The 20,145-nt window shown below is 43.5% G+C and carries 24 protein-coding genes; 13 read left to right on the top strand and 11 right to left on the bottom strand.

From position 1 onward, the window contains the following. Positions 1–253: 253 nt before the first annotated feature. The 3 genes from WR49_RS08780 to WR49_RS08770 all read right to left on the bottom strand — a co-directional run bounded on the left by WR49_RS08780 (position 254) and on the right by WR49_RS08770 (position 3,122). A complete protein-coding gene (locus WR49_RS08780) occupies positions 254–1,387 on the bottom strand; it encodes a flagellin (RefSeq protein WP_046223743.1) in 1,134 nt (377 codons plus the stop codon). A gap of 284 nt (positions 1,388–1,671) precedes the next feature. Continuing rightward, entirely contained in the window at positions 1,672–2,595 is a 924-nt protein-coding gene (locus tag WR49_RS08775; RefSeq protein ID WP_046223742.1) for a Dyp-type peroxidase, read from the bottom strand. 65 nt (positions 2,596–2,660) lie between these two features. Beyond that, positions 2,661–3,122 carry a DUF2919 domain-containing protein gene (locus tag WR49_RS08770; RefSeq protein WP_046223741.1) on the bottom strand — a complete coding sequence of 154 codons (462 nt, stop codon included), beginning with the start codon at positions 3,120–3,122 and terminating at the stop codon, positions 2,661–2,663. A gap of 108 nt (positions 3,123–3,230) precedes the next feature. On the opposite strand from WR49_RS08770, the gene WR49_RS08765 reads away from it, so the two are divergent. The 3 genes from WR49_RS08765 to WR49_RS08755 all read left to right on the top strand — a co-directional run bounded on the left by WR49_RS08765 (position 3,231) and on the right by WR49_RS08755 (position 4,927). Next, complete coding sequence (locus WR49_RS08765; RefSeq protein WP_046223740.1) at positions 3,231–3,575, top strand: DUF2956 domain-containing protein; 345 nt, start codon at positions 3,231–3,233, stop codon at positions 3,573–3,575. A gap of 12 nt (positions 3,576–3,587) precedes the next feature. After that, positions 3,588–3,920: a DUF4156 domain-containing protein gene (locus WR49_RS08760; RefSeq protein ID WP_046223739.1), complete on the top strand. Its 333-nt coding sequence runs from the start codon at positions 3,588–3,590 to the stop codon at positions 3,918–3,920. Positions 3,921–4,060: 140 nt separating this feature from the next. Then, positions 4,061–4,927 (top strand): universal stress protein, encoded by an 867-nt coding sequence (locus WR49_RS08755; RefSeq protein WP_046223738.1) that lies wholly within the window; start codon positions 4,061–4,063, stop codon positions 4,925–4,927. 271 nt (positions 4,928–5,198) lie between these two features. Here WR49_RS08755 and WR49_RS08750 read toward each other — a convergent pair whose 3' ends face one another. The 3 genes from WR49_RS08750 to WR49_RS08740 form a co-directional block, all read right to left on the bottom strand. After that, positions 5,199–6,182, bottom strand: coding sequence for a succinylglutamate desuccinylase/aspartoacylase family protein (locus WR49_RS08750; protein WP_231574692.1), 984 nt, complete (start codon positions 6,180–6,182; stop codon positions 5,199–5,201). A 53-nt stretch (positions 6,183–6,235) separates the two neighbouring features. Then, positions 6,236–7,141, bottom strand: coding sequence for a 30S ribosomal protein S6--L-glutamate ligase (gene rimK, locus WR49_RS08745; protein ID WP_017056353.1), 906 nt, complete (start codon positions 7,139–7,141; stop codon positions 6,236–6,238). 403 nt (positions 7,142–7,544) lie between these two features. Continuing rightward, positions 7,545–7,832 (bottom strand): winged helix-turn-helix domain-containing protein, encoded by a 288-nt coding sequence (locus tag WR49_RS08740; RefSeq protein WP_017056352.1) that lies wholly within the window; start codon positions 7,830–7,832, stop codon positions 7,545–7,547. Between the two features lie 205 nt (positions 7,833–8,037). On the opposite strand from WR49_RS08740, the gene WR49_RS08735 reads away from it, so the two are divergent. From WR49_RS08735 to WR49_RS08720, 4 genes are all read left to right on the top strand, one after another. Next, positions 8,038–8,385 (top strand): ArsC family reductase, encoded by a 348-nt coding sequence (locus WR49_RS08735; RefSeq protein WP_046223736.1) that lies wholly within the window; start codon positions 8,038–8,040, stop codon positions 8,383–8,385. A 97-nt stretch (positions 8,386–8,482) separates the two neighbouring features. After that, positions 8,483–9,619 (top strand): succinyl-diaminopimelate desuccinylase, encoded by a 1,137-nt coding sequence (gene dapE / locus WR49_RS08730; RefSeq protein ID WP_046223735.1) that lies wholly within the window; start codon positions 8,483–8,485, stop codon positions 9,617–9,619. 45 nt (positions 9,620–9,664) lie between these two features. Next, a complete protein-coding gene (locus WR49_RS08725; protein ID WP_046223734.1) occupies positions 9,665–10,339 on the top strand; it encodes a M15 family metallopeptidase in 675 nt (224 codons plus the stop codon). Between the two features lie 8 nt (positions 10,340–10,347). Next, positions 10,348–10,557: a DUF2897 family protein gene (locus tag WR49_RS08720; RefSeq protein ID WP_046223733.1), complete on the top strand. Its 210-nt coding sequence runs from the start codon at positions 10,348–10,350 to the stop codon at positions 10,555–10,557. A 142-nt stretch (positions 10,558–10,699) separates the two neighbouring features. Here WR49_RS08720 and bamC read toward each other — a convergent pair whose 3' ends face one another. After that, complete coding sequence (gene bamC / locus WR49_RS08715; RefSeq protein WP_046223732.1) at positions 10,700–11,746, bottom strand: outer membrane protein assembly factor BamC; 1,047 nt, start codon at positions 11,744–11,746, stop codon at positions 10,700–10,702. 48 nt (positions 11,747–11,794) lie between these two features. Continuing rightward, positions 11,795–12,673, bottom strand: coding sequence for a 4-hydroxy-tetrahydrodipicolinate synthase (gene dapA / locus WR49_RS08710; protein ID WP_046223731.1), 879 nt, complete (start codon positions 12,671–12,673; stop codon positions 11,795–11,797). Positions 12,674–13,046: 373 nt separating this feature from the next. Here dapA and WR49_RS08705 point away from each other — a divergent pair, with 373 nt between their 5' ends. Both WR49_RS08705 and bcp read left to right on the top strand, forming a co-directional pair. Then, on the top strand, positions 13,047–13,589 hold the full coding sequence (locus WR49_RS08705) for a glycine cleavage system protein R (RefSeq protein WP_017056344.1): 543 nt from the start codon (positions 13,047–13,049) through the stop codon (positions 13,587–13,589). A 12-nt stretch (positions 13,590–13,601) separates the two neighbouring features. Continuing rightward, a complete protein-coding gene (bcp, locus tag WR49_RS08700; RefSeq protein WP_046223730.1) occupies positions 13,602–14,072 on the top strand; it encodes a thioredoxin-dependent thiol peroxidase in 471 nt (156 codons plus the stop codon). A 147-nt stretch (positions 14,073–14,219) separates the two neighbouring features. Here bcp and WR49_RS08695 read toward each other — a convergent pair whose 3' ends face one another. Both WR49_RS08695 and WR49_RS08690 read right to left on the bottom strand, forming a co-directional pair. After that, positions 14,220–15,296, bottom strand: coding sequence for an AI-2E family transporter (locus tag WR49_RS08695; protein ID WP_017056343.1), 1,077 nt, complete (start codon positions 15,294–15,296; stop codon positions 14,220–14,222). Then, the gene (locus tag WR49_RS08690; RefSeq protein WP_017056342.1) at positions 15,289–15,528 is read right to left on the bottom strand and encodes a sulfurtransferase TusA family protein; all 240 of its coding nucleotides are present in this window, start codon (positions 15,526–15,528) and stop codon (positions 15,289–15,291) included. Before WR49_RS08690 ends, WR49_RS08695 begins: the two co-directional genes overlap by 8 nt. A 178-nt stretch (positions 15,529–15,706) precedes the next feature. Here WR49_RS08690 and WR49_RS08685 point away from each other — a divergent pair, with 178 nt between their 5' ends. The 4 genes from WR49_RS08685 (at position 15,707) to WR49_RS08670 (ending at position 18,666) form a co-directional block, all read left to right on the top strand. Then, positions 15,707–17,161 carry a beta-barrel assembly-enhancing protease gene (locus WR49_RS08685; RefSeq protein WP_046223729.1) on the top strand — a complete coding sequence of 485 codons (1,455 nt, stop codon included), beginning with the start codon at positions 15,707–15,709 and terminating at the stop codon, positions 17,159–17,161. Positions 17,162–17,281: 120 nt separating this feature from the next. Then, positions 17,282–17,632 (top strand): arsenate reductase (glutaredoxin), encoded by a 351-nt coding sequence (arsC, locus tag WR49_RS08680; protein ID WP_046223728.1) that lies wholly within the window; start codon positions 17,282–17,284, stop codon positions 17,630–17,632. Between the two features lie 6 nt (positions 17,633–17,638). Beyond that, a complete protein-coding gene (gene wrbA / locus WR49_RS08675) occupies positions 17,639–18,232 on the top strand; it encodes an NAD(P)H:quinone oxidoreductase (RefSeq protein ID WP_046223727.1) in 594 nt (197 codons plus the stop codon). After that, complete coding sequence (locus WR49_RS08670) at positions 18,229–18,666, top strand: DUF2069 domain-containing protein (protein WP_046223726.1); 438 nt, start codon at positions 18,229–18,231, stop codon at positions 18,664–18,666. Before wrbA ends, WR49_RS08670 begins: the two co-directional genes overlap by 4 nt. 110 nt (positions 18,667–18,776) lie before the next feature. On the opposite strand, the gene WR49_RS08665 is transcribed toward WR49_RS08670, so the two are convergent. Then, entirely contained in the window at positions 18,777–20,042 is a 1,266-nt protein-coding gene (locus WR49_RS08665) for a DUF2066 domain-containing protein (protein ID WP_046223725.1), read from the bottom strand. Positions 20,043–20,145 lie beyond the last annotated feature (103 nt).

The following is a 20,145-nucleotide window of genomic DNA, read 5'->3' as shown; positions in this document are numbered from 1 at the left end:
TCGGAAAACCAAGTAGTTCTCTCAAAGTTACTTTTAATAACGGCTCGAATGGTGAAACCTTTAGAAAAAAAACAATAAAATTAAAGAAATAGCATTAAAAGAGAAGAAAGCGTGACTGGTAGTAAAATTATCAAAAAAAGAGAAGGAAAACGCTAAAGTTACGGAAAAGTTGGACGAGTAAAAAGTTGAGCTGCTACTAGCTAAAATGACTGGTGTTCATCCGAAATCTCTTTATAAGATTAGAACGAATTTATTAACCCAATAACGTTAAAGCAAGGTTCGGCGCCTGCTTTGCTTGTGCCAAAATAGTGGTACTGACTTGCTGCAGTATTTGTTGTTTAAGCATTTGAGTGGTTTCTTTAGCGTAGTCGGTATCTTTAATTCGACTGTTTGATGTCGCCAAATTCTCATGGACATTTTCAAGGTTATTAATGGCATGATCAAAGCGGTTTTGCATTGCGCCGAGTTCGGAGCGATGACTGTCGACATACTTCATTGCTGTATCTAAGATAGAAACAGCGCGTTGAGCACCACCCACATCTGTTACATTGATGTCATCGACTGATTCATAATAACCCGCCGACATCGAAAGCTCACTTGCGAGCGAACCGGAAAAAGAAATCGTGCCTGCGGTATCTTCACCAGACATATAGATCTGAAGCTGCCCTTCATCATTGACGGAAGCCGAGACCAGATCCGTTTGACCATTGATATAGGTCGCCAACTCCTCGATATCATCGCCCGTTTTCGCGTTAATGGTGATCTCCTGAGGCTGACCAAAACGATCGTTAAACGACATCGTCATATCATTCTGATTGGATTTCACTTCCCAAGAGTCATTGGCCATGCCATTGGCGACATAACTAAAACCACCCATGTTGATACCATCAGTGCGCATGCTTTTCAAACCTATCTGCACCGCTTCACCAGAACTGCCACCAATTTGAAATGACGTGCTACCAAAGCTACCGTTAAGGAGTTTTTTGCCACCAAATGAAGTGGTCTCTGCGATACGATTCAGCTCATCGTTTAAGGCAGTAATTTCTTCTTGGATAGCCGTTCTTTCGGACTGACTATTTGAACCATTGCTCGCTTGTAGAGACAAGTCACGCATGCGTTGCATGATATTGGTGGTTTCATTCATAGCGCCTTCTGCGGTCTGCATAATGGAGATACCGTCGTTAGCGTTTCTGACGGCAACATCAATACCACTCATCTGTGCTTCTAATCGATTTGAGATCTGTAAGCCTGCCGCATCGTCTTTTGCACTATTAATACGGCTCCCTGAAGCTAAGCGCTCCAAAGATTGGTTCAGCATGCTATTAGCATTAGAGAGGTTTCTCTGAGCCACCAGCGCTGAGACATTTGTATTAACAGTTATAGCCATAGACCTTCGCTTACAAAAAGATGAATAAAACTCACGATTGCTTTTATACCAATCACAGTAAGTAAGTGTTCAGGAATAGCGCAGGAAAAAAGCTTGAGAACAAGGCATAATTTTCTGATAAGTAGTTATTCTACAATCAAAAATTCTAACGAAGTTATCGAGGTTTTTAACAAGCTAGGATGACCAGTTATTTACTACGATTGGTATTATATCGACCAGTTCATATAAAGCTTTAATAAAAAAGGAGCCCTGAGGCTCCCTTTCTTTACTGCAGATGAGGCGATTTACTTAATCGTTAATGCACTCAACATCTCAGTTGAAGGTGCGAAATAGTAAGCGCCTGTCACTGCTTTAGTAAAGCGAAGTAGTTGGTCTGTTTTACCATCTGTCGCACCGTACATGCTCTCCAACATAGCATCAAAATTATGACGGATATTACAGTAAGCAATAAACAGTAAACCGTGGTCGCCCGTTGCTGTGCCGTAAGGCAGGCTATGACGAACAATTTTAAGGCCTTTGCCTTCTTCTTTGATATCCACACGACCAACGTGAGATGCAGCTGGAACATCATCCAGCTCTATCGAGTCTGGCTTAGTACGACCAATCACTTTCTCTTGTGCCGATACATTCAATCTATTCCAAGCTGGCAGGTTGTGTACAAAACGCTGCACCATCACATAACTACCACCAGCAAATTCACCCTCAGGAATAATCGCGACTTCAGCACGTTGTGCATCTTTCGGGTTCTCAGTGCCATCAACAAAGTCTGTCATGTCACGAGAGTCTAGGAAGCGGTAACCATAAGTTTCATCAACCACTTCAACATCAGCTGCTACTTCAGATAGCAATTTACGCAAGATAAAGAAGTGCAGATCATGTCGGTTTGAATGACAGTGAATCAGAACATCAGACAGTGTGCTCGGTGCGGTAACATCACCTTCACCAAGCTCAGGGAAATCAATTAGATCAGAGGGAGCAGCTTGCTCGAACTTATCCCAAAAAGCTTTTGAGAACGCAACCGACGCCGTTAGGTTTGCATCAGGTTGAGTTTGGTTTAGCTCGTCAATTAAAGTTGGAAGCTTTTGAATTTCTGCTAATACATTCGCAGCGTTAGCATTCACTTTTAATTGAACGTAAAGAGCGAAAGGCCCAGATTCTGGCAAAATAGCACTTTGAATTTGAGACTGCTCATTTGAGATGTTAAGCATAGATTAATCCTTTCATTTTTAGCTTCTAAGTATAATTGTGAACGGGACAAATGTTTTGATGAGAATCAGCCTTCGTGCTCGACCGCTTTAAAGCAATCTCTAGCAGTATGACTATTGGTTAGATAAAGCGCTAACCACAAGAGTAACAACAACGTGATACCATTCGACCAACGAAACCATCCGTTGTCCAAATAGATTAAATAAATCGTGTGGGAACCTTGTGCCAAGATGGCCATTATAGTGACCCAGCGCCCCCACGACACAACTTTGTTGAGGCGCCTTCTATCAGGAGTTCGTAGTCCAAATAACCACATTAGTAACAAGCTAGGAATACTCAAAGCAATCCCAATATAAAACATTTGGTGATCTGGGTAGATGATCTCGAGGATATCAGTGCCCGACTCTCGGCTTGCGCCGGCAACGATGAAAACGACCAAAGCTTTCGCCAGAAACAGCCAACCTAACCATAATAGGATTGGGGCTCTTAAAAAGCCGTGCTTATCGTATTGTTCTATGGAGTACCGCACAAATCTCACTTTCACTTATTTTCAAACCAACACTTTAACGCAAATCATTCATACTTAACTAGCTTTGCGTTATCTTAGTAGCCAATCCGTTTAATTATCGAACTCAGTATGAAAAAGAAGACTAATACGCCGTCTGTTGAATCTCAACAAGAGGCCATGAAGATAGCCAAAGCGACTCAAAAGCCAGCTCAAACCAAAGAACAAACCAAGTTGATTGCTCAAGGTATCGAGAAAGGCATCGCACTTTACAAGAAACAGCAGAAAGAGCGCAGTCGCCAAGCCGACAAAGCAAAAAAGCGTGTCCAGAAAGAGAAGCAAACTCAACAGGCGAATCAAGATCAAGCACAGAATGTCGACACGAGTGTTGAAACCACATCAAATCTCGGCAACAAATTACCGTGGCTACTACTGATCGCTAGCTGGATAGGCTTCGCGATTTATTTGATGAAATAACAAGGTAATCGTATGAAAAAGGAATTAATCGCTTTAGCTATGAGTGGTGCATTGCTAGGTTGCACGACACCAACATCACTACCTCATAGCGACGCTGACAAAGTGCAAATGGATTACCACGGTGTGATTAATATCGAGCAATGCGAGTACAAAGGGGAAGTCACAGGCAGCGAAGGGCATTGGTATAACTACCTATTCTTCCAAAATGACACTCTGATTCAAGGCGCAATGAATGAGCTAAAGTCTAATGCTATTGAGTTAGGCGCAGACACCGTCATATTTACCCTTCCCCAACACTTTAGTACTTCCGTCACTATGCTTGGCACAGCCTATCTGTGTAAGTAAGCAAAAAATTGCATATCGTTATACTTTGATTTTATGATGCCCAAAAGAAAGCACCCAAACCTTGACTAAATCAATTTAACAGCTTGAATCAATGATATACATGGAGTTATTGGAACTCCTTATTTCAAATGGAAATGAAAATGGGTTCAACCAATCTACTAACTAAAGTTTGCGCTAAACCATCTAGACGAGTTTTGCTGAAGGCGATTCATTTTGCACATGCCTCTACTCAATCCTTAAACATATACGCAGAAGATTATCGTCGTAGTGAAGAGCACACTTTCTTAGAATACCTAATCACACCCAAAGAAAGCGGCGCCCGATACAATGACTTTTTCATGCAATGGTGTCGTTCAATATTAGAAACAATAGAAGAGATTCACTCTGAACTAGAACTACCTATGATAGAAGTTAACTTTAACCTACTAGCGGGTAATAATTGGGAACATGAATTGACTAAAGAACATCAGAATAACACTGGTTTCTTTCTTATTGATTATTCTAAAGGAATTGTTGCACTCCAACTGCTTAGGGAGTTATCTCGTCAAGGCCGCGATATATTATTACTCACAGATATAAAATGGCCACAACCACTAAAAATGGCTTCCGCCATCGATCCGCTTCACCGTAGCGATAAAAACGCAGAAATAGATAAGGAAATTATTGCTCGAAGCTTAGAGCTAAGTAAACGATTAAAAGCCAATATGTCACTCGTTTACTGTCAGTACGTTGCCCCATACTTATATCGATACTCTAAGGACATTTTGAAACACCAAAAACAATCGATGACCGTTTTTCTTGAGACTAACAAATTTAATCACCTACCACTTCGATTAATAAAAGCGAACCCAGAAGAAGGTCTGCCAGACATTGTTAAATCAATGGGAGCTTCAGTTCTAGTGCTAGGAGCTTGCAAGCGGACGGCTCTATCTCGTTACTGGTCAGGAAGTACCGTAGATGTGTTATTAGCAAACCCACCTTGTGACCTACTACTGGTTAGTAAGTAAACACACCAAAAACTTCAATACAGTTAACCTCTCGGCGTTAATTGTTTTGAAGCTAGCGATGAAGACCTCAAACAACTTCTGGTTTAATCAGAGTTGGGAAGTCGACCAAATAACTCTCATTTTTATATTTATCATTGGCTCTCGTAATGCCCGCTTATTTGATTCGCGTATTATATTTATGGCTCCGCCAAAGTGCATATCAGTAACTCCCTACAAACTTGGACCGCAGAACACACCCAACTGCCATTAACTTTTATCGTCGTCACCACCATCACAAGTCATCTTTAATTTCTCTCGAGGCCACATCCTCAGATAACTTATCCATCTGCTGGGCTATCATTTCTTCATCTTCATCAAAATAAGCGATGTGGTACATAGCTTCGCCCTCCTGAATCAAAGGAATGTTTTGCTTCCCGATAATGACACCGGTACGAGGTGCTATAATCACAGCCAACTCTTCTCCATAAGCACTACTAATGGTGGCCAGTTGATCACCTTTCTTTACATAATCCCCCAGGTGATACTTATGTTTGACAATACCGCTGGCGCTTCCTCGCACCCATTGACTACCTCGGGCGATCACAGGTTCAGGCGCATCACGTCTCGGGCGGCGGCCTTTACTAATCATATTAAGATGACGCAAGACACGTATGACTCCTCTCGTGCCCATTCGAATGGATGCCTCATCAAAACGCAGCGCCTCACCTCCCTCGTACACAAGTACTTTCGTATTAGAGCTCGCTGCACAATCACGCAATGATCCATCAATCTCTTTCGAATGCAGTACCAAAGGTGCGCCAAAAGCCTTGGCCAGTTCTGCGGTTGTCTCATCCTCCACATTAGCCCGAATTTGAGGCAAGTTGGTTCGATGAATCGCTCCCGTATGCAAATCAATTCCGTACTGGCACTTTTCGATAATTTCGGTTCTAAAAATGTTAGCGACTCTTGCCGCCAGAGAGCCTTTAGGAGACCCTGGAAAACTGCGATTTAAGTCTCGGCGGTCTGGCAAATATCGACTTTGATGTATAACGCCATGAACGTTTACCATAGGAGCAAAGATAATTGACCCGCGAAGTACTTTAAAACGTTTCATGTTGATGATTCTGTGAACAATTTCGATACCATTCAGTTCATCGCCATGCACCGCGGCACTAATAAATATTGTAGGCCCATCTAGCTTCGCTCTCATAATGTAAACAGGCAGAGAAACCTCTCCATCTGTATATAACTTAGCTACAGGAAGCGCTATTTTCATTCGTTGACCAGGCAGTACACTGTAAGTGCCAATACACAAAGCTGACATCGTCGTTAACCCTTACCGCGCGTTTTATTTGCGTGTAACTTTGCATTTTTTTCAATAAAATCATAAACCTTACCAGCAATATCTAAGTTAGTAGCCATCTCTATACCTTCAAGGCCTGGGGAGGAGTTCACTTCCATCACCATTGGCCCACTGTTGGCTCGAAGTAAATCTACCCCACAGAAGTTTAATCCCATGATTTTTGCAGCACTTACGGCGGTTTCTCTTTCTTCTTTAGTTAAACGAATAATTTCAGCTGAACCTCCACGATGTAAGTTAGAACGGAACTCTCCATCTGCCGCTTGTCGCTTCATAGCCGCAACAACTCGACCTCCAATAACAAGGCAACGAATGTCTGCTCCCCCTGATTCTTTTATGTATTCTTGAACCAATATGTTCGCTTGAAGCCCCATGAAAGCTTCAATGATGCTCTCTGCAGCTTTCGAAGTGTCAGCCAAAACCACACCAATACCTTGCGTACCTTCTAACAACTTAATAACGAGAGGAGCTCCCCCTACATTCTTGATTAAATCTTTAATGTTGTCCGGTTTACTTGCGAAGCCTGTTCTCGGTAGACCAATACCTTTGCGAGAAAGAAGCTGCAAAGAACGTAGCTTATCTCGGGATCGGCTAATCGCTACAGACTCATTGACGTTAAAAGTTCCCATCATTTCGAATTGTCTCGCTACTGCCGTACCGTAAAAAGTAATAGAGGAACCAATACGTGGTATCACAGCGTCGTAAAGAGGGAGCTCATTGCCTTTATAACGAACCGTAGGTCGACTACTCGTAATATCCATATAACAATGCAGCGTATCAATCACATCAACTTCATGTCCTCGTTCAACCCCTGCCTCCACTAAGCGAGTGGTTGAGTATAATTTTGAATTTCTCGATAAGATGGCGATTTTCATTCTTATTTACCTTGTAAAAAAAATGTAGTGCTCGTTATATAATAGATAGGATTCATCTTTTTCTTACACTTTGTTCGAGATAATTTGTAAAACTAATGCATATTCAACTATTCAAAACCTTTGTCGTGTCTACCATATACACGGCTCTCTGCACGTCGAATCGCCAAGACTTGCACCTATCGCGCATGCGATACACCAGAACAGACAGGTAATAACCTCTCAAGTGGGTTCCATTTAAAGTTGAATAACCGTGCCTTACTGGTACACCTGTTCGATTATTTATCAATATTTCTAGCTACAAATACGGACCGCTTATGAGGCCTATCGTTGTTGCTAAGGTAAACCAACAAAGTATCATCCTACCTCGACGTTCCACCCAATAAAAAAGCCAGCTTTCGCTGGCTTATGCACTAAATCCAAGGCTTATTTCTATATCGCCTTTACGCTCTAGAACCCACTGACTATCAAATGGTCCCCAGTCGGATAACTGGTAATAGCCATCATTATGACGTCGCCCATCTTGAACAAACATAAGTTCGATACCGATCCCCGGTAACGCCTTGAGTACATCTTGAATCGTACGACGAGGCCACCCCGTTTTTTCGATGAGTTTAGGCACATTTGGCCTATCAAGGCTTTCCACTAACAATGCTAAATATAGCCGCCTTGCAAAAACAGGACTCAACTCCATTGACACCTCCTATATATGTGCAACTCAATTATTTCTTTTTTTGCTGACAACATGTTGAGGCTGATCAATAAGTCTCCAATAGTGACATTTTCTTACCGTTTTTTTTCACTCTGTGAAATATTCATCACTCTATTTTGTCTGAGTTGTCGCTTCCTGATAGGATTCAATTCATAACAATGAAATAAAATCACCCAAAGGAAGAATAATGACTATCACTATGTTTGGTATCCCAAATTGCGACACCATCAAAAAAGCAAAGAAATGGCTTGAAGCTGAAGGTATCGAGTTCGAATTTCACGATTATCGCAAACAAGGCATCACCGAAGAGTTAGTAACAAACTTCTGTTCAGAGCTTGGTTGGGAGCTTGTGCTAAACAAACGTGGTACGACTTATCGCCAACTTTCTCAAGAGCAAAAAGACACATTAACGGAAGAAAAAGCCGTCACTCTGCTTGTTGAACAACCAGCAATGATTAAGCGCCCGATCTTAAAAGTCGATGGCAAGCTTCATATTGGCTTCAAAGCTGACCAATACGCTGCTATTTTTGCGTAATAAGCAATTATTAGAACAGATAACAAAGCGTTGAACTTCCCCTGTTCAACGCCTGAAATTAATGACTAGACGTTTTATTTAAACAAGGAACTCAAGGATGACAGATAGCCCAACTTTGGCTCTGGCAAAAGACCTCATTAGCCGTCAATCGGTAACCCCTGAAGATGCAGGCTGCCAAGACTTAATGATTGAACGCTTAAAAGCGCTCGGTTTTGAAATCGAAGTGATGGTATTTGAAGATACGACGAACTTCTGGGCTCGTCGTGGTACCGAAGCGCCTCTGTTTGCCTTTGCTGGCCACACTGATGTGGTTCCTGCTGGCCCAATTGAACAGTGGAGCACTAAGCCATTCGAACCGACTATCGTCGACGGTTTCCTTCACGGCCGTGGCGCAGCAGACATGAAAGGTTCTCTAGCTTCAATGATCGTTGCCGTAGAACAATTCATAGCTAAGCACCCAGATCACACAGGCTCAATCGGGTTCCTGATCACTTCAGATGAAGAAGGTCCGTTCATCAACGGTACGGTACGAGTTGTTGAAGCGCTGATGGCGCGTGGTGAGAACATCGACATGTGTATTGTGGGTGAACCATCGAGCACAGAGTATGTGGGTGATGTTGTGAAGAACGGCCGCCGTGGCTCTATTACAGGCGACCTAACGATTAAAGGGACACAAGGGCATGTTGCCTACCCTCACCTAGCAAACAACCCAGTACACAGCTCTTTGCTTGCTATCAATGAGCTGGCAACAACTGAGTGGGACCAAGGTAACGATTACTTCCCGCCAACCAGTTTCCAAATTCCAAATGTAAGTGCAGGTACTGGCGCGTCAAACGTGATCCCTGGTGAGTTTAATGTTCAGTTTAACCTGCGTTTTAGTACCGAGTTAAGCAACGACATCATCGTTGAACGAATCACAACAACACTCGACAAGTATGATTTCGAATACGACCTTAAGTGGACATTCAATGGCGACCCGTTCTTAACAGACGCAGGTTCACTGCTTGATGCTATTGTCGATGCAGTAGGTCACGTCAATGATGTGAAACCAGCTCTTCTAACGACTGGTGGTACGTCTGATGGTCGCTTTATTGCGCGCATGGGCGGACAAGTGGTAGAGCTAGGGCCAGTGAATGCAACGATTCACAAGGTTAATGAATGTGTGAAAGTGGCTGATTTAGAGAAACTAACCGACATGTACGAAAGAACATTAGTGAACCTGTTCGCTAAATAGTCTTTCATCAGCGATTCATAGCATCTAATTATTGAGAGGCACGTTATGACACCAGAGCAGCTTACCGGACAATCAGATTCTCATCTGGAACCCAACCTGATTGGCACCAAGACCTTCTTGGTCCACTGTAAGGTTAAGGATGATCTGAACAATTTGATTGAAGCTGCTCAGCTCGCTGGTTTTAAAATGGAGATTGCCAGTGGCTTTCGCGACTATGAAAGGCAATCTCTGATTTGGAACCGTAAGTTTTCTGGCGAAGCTCCGATATTAGATTCAGAAAGCCAACCTCTTGATGCTTCAACACTGACTGAACATCAAAAACTATCGGCTATCCTGAGGTGGTCTGCACTTCCCGGTGCGAGTCGTCATCATTGGGGTTGTGACTTCGATGTCTTTGCTCGCAACCACTTACCTGAAGACATACAGCTGCAATTAGAACCATGGGAATACCTTACTGGCCACCAGCAAGCGTTTTACCAATGGTTATCTGTTCATGCTGCGCAATTTGGGTTCTTCTTTCCTTACAGTAAAGACCTTGGTGGTGTGGCGATAGAGCCTTGGCATATTAGCCACCGTGAGGTTTCGGAGTCGTGTTTATCACAGTTATCTCCCACTTTACTTGGCAAGCAACTCCAATCTAAGCCAATATTAGGGTATGGGATTATTATGGAGCAGCTAGACGAGATCTACGCACGCTTCGTAACGAACATCAGCCATTAGGAGCGCTTATGTTGGAATGGCTTACAAACCCTTGGGTTATCATCATCATCGTGGTTAGCGTCGTGGTGGGTAACATCGCAGCTCTTAAACAGACCGCCAATATGGATTTGACGGGTCGTGGTAAAACAGAGCGAGATTTAGATAAGCTCAATCACTTAGACAAACAGAATCAAGAGAATGATCAAAAAGAAGAGTCATCGGATAACAAAGACGGTTAACCTTGTAGCTCTGATGGCTTGATAATTTCGATAGCTTTGTGATTTGGGTGGCTTTGCCTGATTTTAGAATAAGCCGCTGACTTATAAACGAACATAAAAAAAGAGGACACAATGTGTCCTCTTTTTTATTAGCTAAAGCTAATCATTCTGCATTCGTCTCATTGTTATCTTTGGTTTGGTCAGCAACGTGTGCTAGTACCGGTACCATTGATTTAAGTAGCTCTTCTTCTACTGGCTTACCTGATGTATCCGTTACGTTGATCGACGTACGGTTACCAAGATCACCAAATAAGAAGGTGTAAGTACCTGGCGCTAAATCGATAGGTTGTAGGCCAATCTCTTCCCAGAATTCATCATCTGGCGCGGCGTACTTCGCCTTTACCGTACCTTGAGATTGGTTACGCTCTTCAAGCTCAAAGCCCATCGTAGGTAACAAGCTAGGCAAACGCTGCCACAATACATTGTATGGTGTACGAGCAATGATCACAGGGAAACCACTGCGGTCAGCACCCATTGAGATTGGAATACGCTTCACCAACTCTTGCGCTTTCAGCGCTGCTTCTGCACGAAGATTTTCATCGTATCTAGCCATGACCAAGTTGGTCAGGAACGCGTTATAGCGCTCTTTATTGGTTGCTGTTACCGGCTTCTCTTCAGTACCTTCACGCCAATCAATGAGGTTAATCTTGAAGCCATGGCGGTTGTTTGCTTGGAAACGAGAGATAGAGTAACGGCTGCCAATCTCTACTTCTTCATCTTCAGAAACCCAAGTTACCCAATCGGTCTCAATATCATTCTCTGACTGTTCACGAATGCCAATCCCACGCTGAGCTAGCATGTCTACCGCCGTTTGCCACACTCTGTCTGCTTCTTCAGTACGAAGGAGCCATAGTGTTACTTCACCATTTTGACGCTCAGTACGAGCACCAGGTATCAGCTCAAGTACTTGTTGCGGTGGACGAATATCCACTTCACGACCTGTACCACCACTAAATTCACCGCTTGGAATGTCAAAGTTTGGATAGAACTGAGGCTGAGCATCTTCTGGCAATTGCCATTGTGAAAACTCAGGTGTTTCTAAGTATTCGAAATCATCTTTGGCCTGCCGACGTTGAGTCGGACTGCCAGAACATGCTGTAAGAACAAAAACAGCCAGTGACCCAATCACTAGCTGGTGAGAATACTTCATTTATACTCCTAAATGCCGAAGGTTCGCTTCGGCATCACTTCATACGTTTTAGTAAATACACGCTTCAGTCATTGCTTGAGCAACAACAGGTTGAGCTGGTTCTGACAGTTCAGTCAGCGGTAGACGTAAGCCACCTTCAGCAATCAGACCCATTTTATGAACCGCCCATTTTACGGGAATAGGGTTAGACTCAACGAACAAATTCTTATGTAGAGGCATCAAACGTTCATTGATCGCTTCTGCTTCTTCAAACTTACCTTGTTTCGCTAGTTTGAACATGGTTGCCATATCAGCGGCTGCAACATTGTTGGTTACAGAGATCACGCCGTTGCCACCACGCTTCACAAATTCTAAACCTGTTAAGTCATCACCACTTAGTAAGATAAAGTCTTCGCCACAAAGTTCACGGTGAATTGCAATTCTATCGAGATCACCCGTCGCATCTTTAAGTGCAACGATGTTTTCGATCTCAGCGAGGCGAGCAACCGTTTCTGGTAACAAGTCAACGGCAGTTCGGCCCGGTACATTGTAAAGAATCTGAGGAACGTCACTCACTTCAGCAATCGCTTTGTAGTGCTGGTACAAACCTTCTTGAGTCGGTTTGTTGTAGTAAGGCGTCACACTCAAACAACCAGCAATGCCAGAACCATTTAATAAACGGCTGAATAGCACTGACTCGTGAGTTGCGTTTGCACCCGTACCAGCGATAACAGGAATACGACCATCAGCAAATTCAACGATCTTATTGACGACTTTGACATGCTCTTCAATTGTGAGTGTTGAAGACTCACCAGTTGTGCCAACCGCAACCAGACCATCACTACCTGCAGCAACATGGTGCTCAACTAACTTTTTAAGGCTGTCGAAATCCACTTCACCATCTGTATTAAATGGCGTAACTAGCGCAACGATACTTCCTGAAAACATGTCTATCTCCCTTAATTTATTCTTTTTGCATGTTACTGTAAGCCAATCAATAAACACAAGACATTAAAGTGGCTTAGCGGCAACATCTGCAGTAAATATTGTCGTATGTTTGAGGTAAAACGACTTCTAACGGCGTTATACCTGAAATTTGTGCAACCTGCGCTCAATCTAGCGGAAAGCCTATCGCCGGATGTCAGTAGCAAGTAAGCTGTGGTCTCACTCTGCCATCTCAATTTTAACGCTCTCGATATTCCAATCATTTGTTGCCAGTAAGACGCAAGATGCCTCATAAAAAGCCCCGCCCATACGCTTATTCCTCAGGCTAACTGTGCTAACATGCAAACATCAATGGAATATTTAGAGACGTGATTTTATGACTCAACATCTAGTAATCACAGCTGTGGGCACTGATCGCCCAGGTGTATGCAACCAAGTGGTTCATTTAGTCACCCAATCAGGCTGTAACATTATTGATAGCCGTATCGCTATGTTTGGCGAAGAATTTACGCTTATCATGCTACTGTCTGGAAAGGCAAACAACATTACCCGCGTTGAAACGACCCTGCCCTTGCTTGGCCAAGAACACGACTTAATTACGATTATGAAGCGCACTTCCCCTCATGATATTATTGAGAACTCATACACGCTAGAGGTGTTCGTTGAGTCAGACGACAAGCTTGGACTTACCGAGCAGTTCACTCAATTCTTCGCGGACCGAAACATCGGCCTCGACTCGCTTAGCGCACAAACCATCAATAAATCCAAGGTTCAGTTCGATAGCGACCAGTTCCATATCTCAATTACCGCTTCTGTGCAGTCAGAATGTAATTTGATGCAGCTACAAGAAGAATTCAATTCGCTGTGTCAGAGCCTATCTGTACAAGGCTCGCTCAACTTTATCAAAAACAGTCTTTAAAAAGGAAATATCATGAATACGCTAACGGCTGGTGTTCCAGCACCTGCTTTTTCTCTTCCAGATCAAGATGGCAATATCGTATCTCTTGGTGACTTTAAAGGTAAAAAAGTACTTTTCTACTTTTACCCAAAAGCAATGACTCCAGGTTGTATCGTACAAGCTGAAGGTCTGCGTGATATCAAAGCACAGCTTGATGACCTGAATGTGGTTGTTTTAGGTGTGAGTGTTGATCCAGTCAAACGCCTACCAAACTTCGTTGAGAAGAAATCCCTAAACTTCACTCTGCTATCTGACGAAGACCACAGCGTTGCTGAACAGTTTGGCGTTTGGGGTGAGAAAAAATTCATGGGTAAGATCTACGATGGTCTGCATCGTATTAGCTTCCTAATTGATGAAGAAGGTCAAATCGAACATGTCTTCAACAAGTTCAAAACCAAGACTCACCACGAAGTGGTTTTAGATTACTTCAATCAAGAAGCTTAATGGCTGTTTCGGTTAAAAGCGCTAAGTAAAAATGAGCTTCTTAACCCAATGCACCGTAGCAAAAGAATAGATCAAAAAGGCCAAATCTCATTAAGATTTGGCCTTTTTTGTAATGGGTATTTGTTAGTGCTTACACTAAGTACTTAATTAGTGCGAGTGCTCAGGATCATCGTCCAACGCATGACTCGGTAAGGCATTCCAAACCGCTTTCACCAACGTGGCCAAAGGAATAGCAAAGAACACGCCCCAGAACCCCCACAGCCCACCAAACACCAATACAGCAACAATAATCGCAACAGGGTGTAGGTTCACCGCTTCAGAGAACAGAACGGGTACTAACACGTTGCCATCTAGTGCCTGAATAATACCGTACGCAAGTAACAGCCAGTAAAATTGAGGTTCTAGCCCCCACTGGAACAGGCCAACAATCGCTACGGGCACCGTTACCGCTGCCGCACCGATATACGGGATCAATACTGATAAACCAACCGCCACGGCCAACAGTGTTGAATAACGTAAATCTAGGATTGCAAAGGTGACATAACTGACACCGCCGACGATTAAAATTTCAACTACCTTGCCACGAATATAGTTCGAGATCTGTTGGTTCATCTCTACCCAAACCTTAGTCGCTAAACGACGGTTTTTAGGTAATACACCACTCGCCATACTAACCATCTCTTCTTTATCTTTTAGTAAGAAGAAGATAAGCAAAGGCACAAGAATCAAGTAAACCGCAAGCGTGGCTAAACTAACAAGAGAAGCAACAGAACCTTTAACAACGCTTTCCCCAAAGCCTAGTGCTTTATTCTTCGCATTCGACATGACGGATTCAACAATCTGCAAGTTTGCTAACTCAGGGTAACGTTCAGGAATCGTCGAGATGAACTTTTGTAAGCCGCCATACATACTTGGGATATCATTAATAAGGTTACCAACTTGCCCCCAAATGGTTGGCACTAGGCCAAATAGCGCAAGCAACATTAAACTAAAGAACATCAAGATCACCAGCATCACAGAAGGTGTTCGGGGAACCCCTAGTCTCTGAAGCTGAGTTACTGGCCACTCTAACAAGTAAGCCAACACAATCGCGACCAATAACGGAGCGATTAAGTGGCCAAAGAAGTAGATCGTAATAAAGCCGAATAGAATGATGGCAACCAAACTGACGGCATGGGGATCAGAGAAACGTCGTTTATACCAACGATTAACCATTTCAAGCATTTGATTGCAATTCCTTTTTAGTAACGAGGAGGTGATGGTAGCTAGAGCAAGCCTCAGTAATTACAACGTAGGTGTGCTGAGATAAAAACCTCACAATATCTTTCATCGAGCTGTTATCAGAGACGTAAATTGACAATGATTGTCCTACTTCTAACTTTACACTGTGACGCTTGGCTAATAATAACGCCATTGGACAGCGCTCTTGGCGTAAATCTAGAATATTAGGTGTCATTCTTGGACTCGATGCTTATTATAAGAGGCATATTGTAATCTGTTTTTAAAAACGTGCCATCATTGATTTATCTTCCTTCATGATAGCGCACGCGCTTGGTAAAGGTTAAATCGGATACAGAACCAATTTGCATTGCACTTGTCTTACTGTCAGAAGAAACGGAGTATTACTGACTAATATGTTTAAACGCGCTCGCTCAATTGCTTGCTTATGCATCGCAGCAACATTAGGTACCCCAACGTTGGCAAATACCAATAGTTTAGAGCTACCGGATATCGGCACTGCTGCTGGCGGTACACTCACTATCGATCAAGAACTTATCTATGGTGATGCCTACATGCGCATCATCAGAAGCAGCCAGCCTATCATCAATGACCCTGTTCTAAACCAATACATTGATACACTGGGCCATCGCCTGGTCGCGAACGCTAATGATGTAAAAACACCTTTTCAATTCTTTATGATCCGTGATCGCAATATCAATGCCTTCGCATTCTTTGGTGGTTACGTTGCATTGCACTCTGGGTTATTCCTGCATGCACAATCAGAAAGCGAACTTGCTTCGGTATTAGCGCACGAGATCGCACACGTTACCCAGCGCCACTTAGCACGCAGCATGGAAGGCCAAGCTCGTCGTACTCCAGCGACCATCGCAGCACTTGCCGCGTCTGTATTACTGGCTATTGCAGCACCCGAAGCAGGAATTGCTGCGTTAACCGCAACGACTGCGGGCAACATGCAAAGCCAAATCAACTACACCCGTAGCAATGAAAAAGAAGCCGATCGCTTTGGTATCAACACGCTAGCAAAAGCTGGTTTCGATGTGAATGCTATGCCACGTTTCTTTGGCCGTTTGGCTGATGAATACCGCTATGCCAGCACACCACCACCCATGTTGCTGACTCACCCATTACCTCAAAACCGAATTACAGATTCTCGTGCCCGAGCTCGCAGTTATCCACCGCTAAAACTGGCTCCATCATTAGATTACCATCTAGCGAGATCTCGCATTGTCGCGCGTTATGCGGGTATCAATAATGATGCGGCTCTAGATTGGTTTGAGCGCCAACTGAAAAAAGCACCTAAAGCTATAGTGCCGTCACTAGAGTATGGCCAAGCACTGGTTTACCTAGATTCGAAAAAGCTAGATAAAGCCGAGCCTATTCTGACAAAGCTAATGAATAGCGATCCAACTAACCTATTTTATTTAGATGCGATCTCGGATCTGCATATTGAACAGAAGCAACCTGAGACTGCGATTAAAGAACTTAAATCTGCACTGGTTCGTCAGCCAAACAACCCAGTTCTAACCATTAACTACGCCAATGCATTGCTCGAGAATGAAAACCTACAAGAAGCTGTTCGTGTATTACAGCGTTACACACACGATAACCCGAACGACGCCAATGGCTGGCATCTGCTTTCAAAAGTAAGTACTAGCCTGGGTAATAGCGACGAAGAGCTCGCCGCTCGTGCAGAGATTTTGGCACTACGAGCCAACTGGAACAAAGCGATTCAGTATTATACGCAAGCAAGCCAAATCGCAGAACTCGGAAGTTTAAAGCAAGCACGTTACGATGCTCGAATTGACCAACTGATGATTCAGCGGGAACGCTTCTTGTCGCTGCAGTAAATTTTGATTTGCTAGCAAAGACTCGCTACCGAAATAAAAAGAAAGCTCAACAAATACAATGAAGCCGCTCGAGTGGCTTGTATCGACGAATTAAATCAAAAATAATAGTGAGGAAGAACCATGTCTGTCGTGATTTATCATAATCCACGTTGCTCAAAGAGCCGTCAAACTCTCGAACTGCTTGAAGCAAAAGGCGTACAACCAGAGGTTATCAAGTACCTAGACACACCTTTAACTGTCGAGCAACTAAAAGTGCTTTTCACTCAGCTTGGTTTTGACAGTGTTCGCGAGATGATGCGCACCAAAGAAGCGGATTACAAAGAAGCAAATCTTGGCGATGCATCGGTTACTGATGAAAACCTTTTCTCAGCAATGGCGACAAATCCAAAGCTATTTGAACGCCCAGTCGTTGTCGCGAACAACAAAGCAAAAATTGGTCGTCCACCAGAGCAAGTGCTAGAGATCCTGTAATCCAATATGAGCATTAATATTCTTGTTCTCTACTACAGTCGCCACGGCAACACACAAGCTCTAGCCAGGCAGATTGCGCGAGGGGTTGAATCTATCCCGAACTGCGAAGCCATGTTAAGAACGGTGAACGACGTGTACACGGTAGAAGAGCAGGCTGATTCGCGTTATCAACCAACCGATCCTATCGCAACGTTGCAAGAACTCCGTTCTTGTAATGGTTTAGCGCTAGGTAGTCCAGTTTGGTTTGGTAATATGGCCGGGCCTATGAAGCACTTTTGGGATAGCACCACATCATTATGGGTCAATGGTGACCTTATCGATAAAGCTGCTTGTGTGTTTACTTCGTCTTCGTCACTGCATGGCGGTCAAGAAACCACACAGCAAAGTATGATGTTGCCACTGCTTCACCATGGCATGCTGGTGGTGGGAATCCCCTACTCTGAACCTGCACTGCATAACACTCGAACCGGTGGCACACCTTACGGTGCAAGCAGTACAGGAGAAGCGCCATCGTTAAGCAAAGAAGAGATTGAACTGGCTCAAAACCTAGGCAAGCGCTTAGCTCGCATTGCTGTAAACCAAAAGGGAATCTCTCAATGATGTATATGTCAGAGAAAGCTATGTCACCCAAAACAAAGTTATGTCGTTACCTCGCTTTATCAGGCAACCTATTGCTTCTACTTTGGGTGGTGGCTTGGCAGATGACACTTTCACCTCACCCTCACCTAAGCAATATCACACTGGCTATTGCCTGGGCTATCCCGCTTTTATTACCTTTACCGGGTATTTTAGCAGGCAAACCTTATACGCATGCTTGGGCTAACTTTGTCTTAATGCTCTATTTCCTACATGCGTTAACCATACTGTATGTAGATGGTGGTGAACGCCTGTTAGCCGCGGTAGAACTGCTGCTAACGACGTTAGGTTTCGTGGGGAATATCTTATTTACTCGTTTTCGTGCCAAAGAGTTAGGCATCAAACTTAAGCGTCTTTCGGAAGTAGAAAAGAAAGAAAAAGCTAAGTTCGAGCAGTAATATTGATTGGATTTTATAAAATTGATAACCCAATAAACAAAAAGCCCTGCGAGATTTCTCTCGCAGGGCTTTTTTCATGTTTTCACTTCAATCTGTCATGCGGTAGATGATTACGAGTGAGTCCATTCGTATACCAAGCTTGGCTTAGCGTGCACTGGAGCCGTGATGATGAGTTCTTCTTCACCAGATTCGTCTAGCGTCGCATCAGTCGTGTTTGTTAGCTCAGCATCCGTAGAGAGCTCGCTGCCTTTAATCACTTGAACGCTTGAGTCAATCTCACTTCCCTCGCCTTCAGTATCAACAGCGCTTGCTGAATCATCACCTACAGACATAGAGTTGTCTTGCGTTTCAAATTCAGGGCTCACTTCAGGTTCAATATAAGACTCTTCAACCTTAGCGACTTGGCGAATGCTTTCCACTTCTTGTTCAAACTCTTGTTGAGTTGATAGTAAGTGTATTTGGAAAGTGACTTCATTGTTTTGAATTTTCAGGATATCTAGACTTGCCACTGAGTTTAGACGCTTAAGCGCATTCTCCAAATGGAAAAAATCCTGGGCGTTATTCAGGCTAATAAACTGCGTGAGAATAGACTCTGAAGATTCACTTGCTACGGTAACAGCACTTTTACCTACGTAGTAGTTACTAATTTGATCAACCAGCGTCTTAGAACCCGTAGCACTGTTACCCGATATCGAACCTGTCACAGGTGAAGCTGGCGCACTCGTCAACTGGCTTGGCTTTTGATCATACAAAGTCCAACGTAATCCAGAAGGTTGAGCCTTTACAACAAGCACAGCATCAACAGGGTAACGTTGACTCGCTTTACTGATTGGCGTAACAAAATTTCCCCATAGATCAGAGATCTCAATGCCCGTGATATCGTCAAAATCGCCAACAGGTAGCGTCAGGGGTAATCCACGTTCTTTTGCGTTTACTTGTAAGCCTGCAGCTAACTGTGAATTAGTATGCTCCCATACTATATTCTTGTCGTAGTTATCTTCTTCTATCAACCAAACTAGGATGTTTGAACGAGTATCAGGCCAATACGGCAATTGCGCTTGAGTTAGTAATGAACGGATTTGAGCAGCATTAAAACGCATGCGTAATGTTGATTGACCATTACTTTCGCCAAAACTCATTTGAGACATATACTGCGCACTCTTACGCATCGCCTTTTGAATAGTATCATTCGAAGCGACATCGGTTTGGCCAGTAGCACGTATCAATACCTGCTCCATGCCAGTATTTCTTGCCACTTGCTCTGACTGTTTACCTCTAGCGTCAATCGCAACCTCAACACTAAAGATATCTACTTGAGTTAAGGCATAGCTCGGAGAGGCTAATAATGCCATGAACAACAATGCTATGTAGCGCATACTGATCCTAATATTCAAATCTTGTGCCTTGATGATAAGCAACTATGGATTGAGGGGCAAGGTCGATAACCCCCACTGTGTTTAATAACTATAAAATATCACC

Origin of the sequence: Vibrio sp. ECSMB14106, assembly GCF_000972265.1 — a bacterium.
Classification (GTDB): Bacteria; Pseudomonadota; Gammaproteobacteria; order Enterobacterales; family Vibrionaceae; genus Vibrio; species Vibrio kanaloae.
The sequence above is the reverse complement of the archived record's forward strand: the minus strand, read 5'-3'. Positions and strand labels throughout refer to the sequence as shown.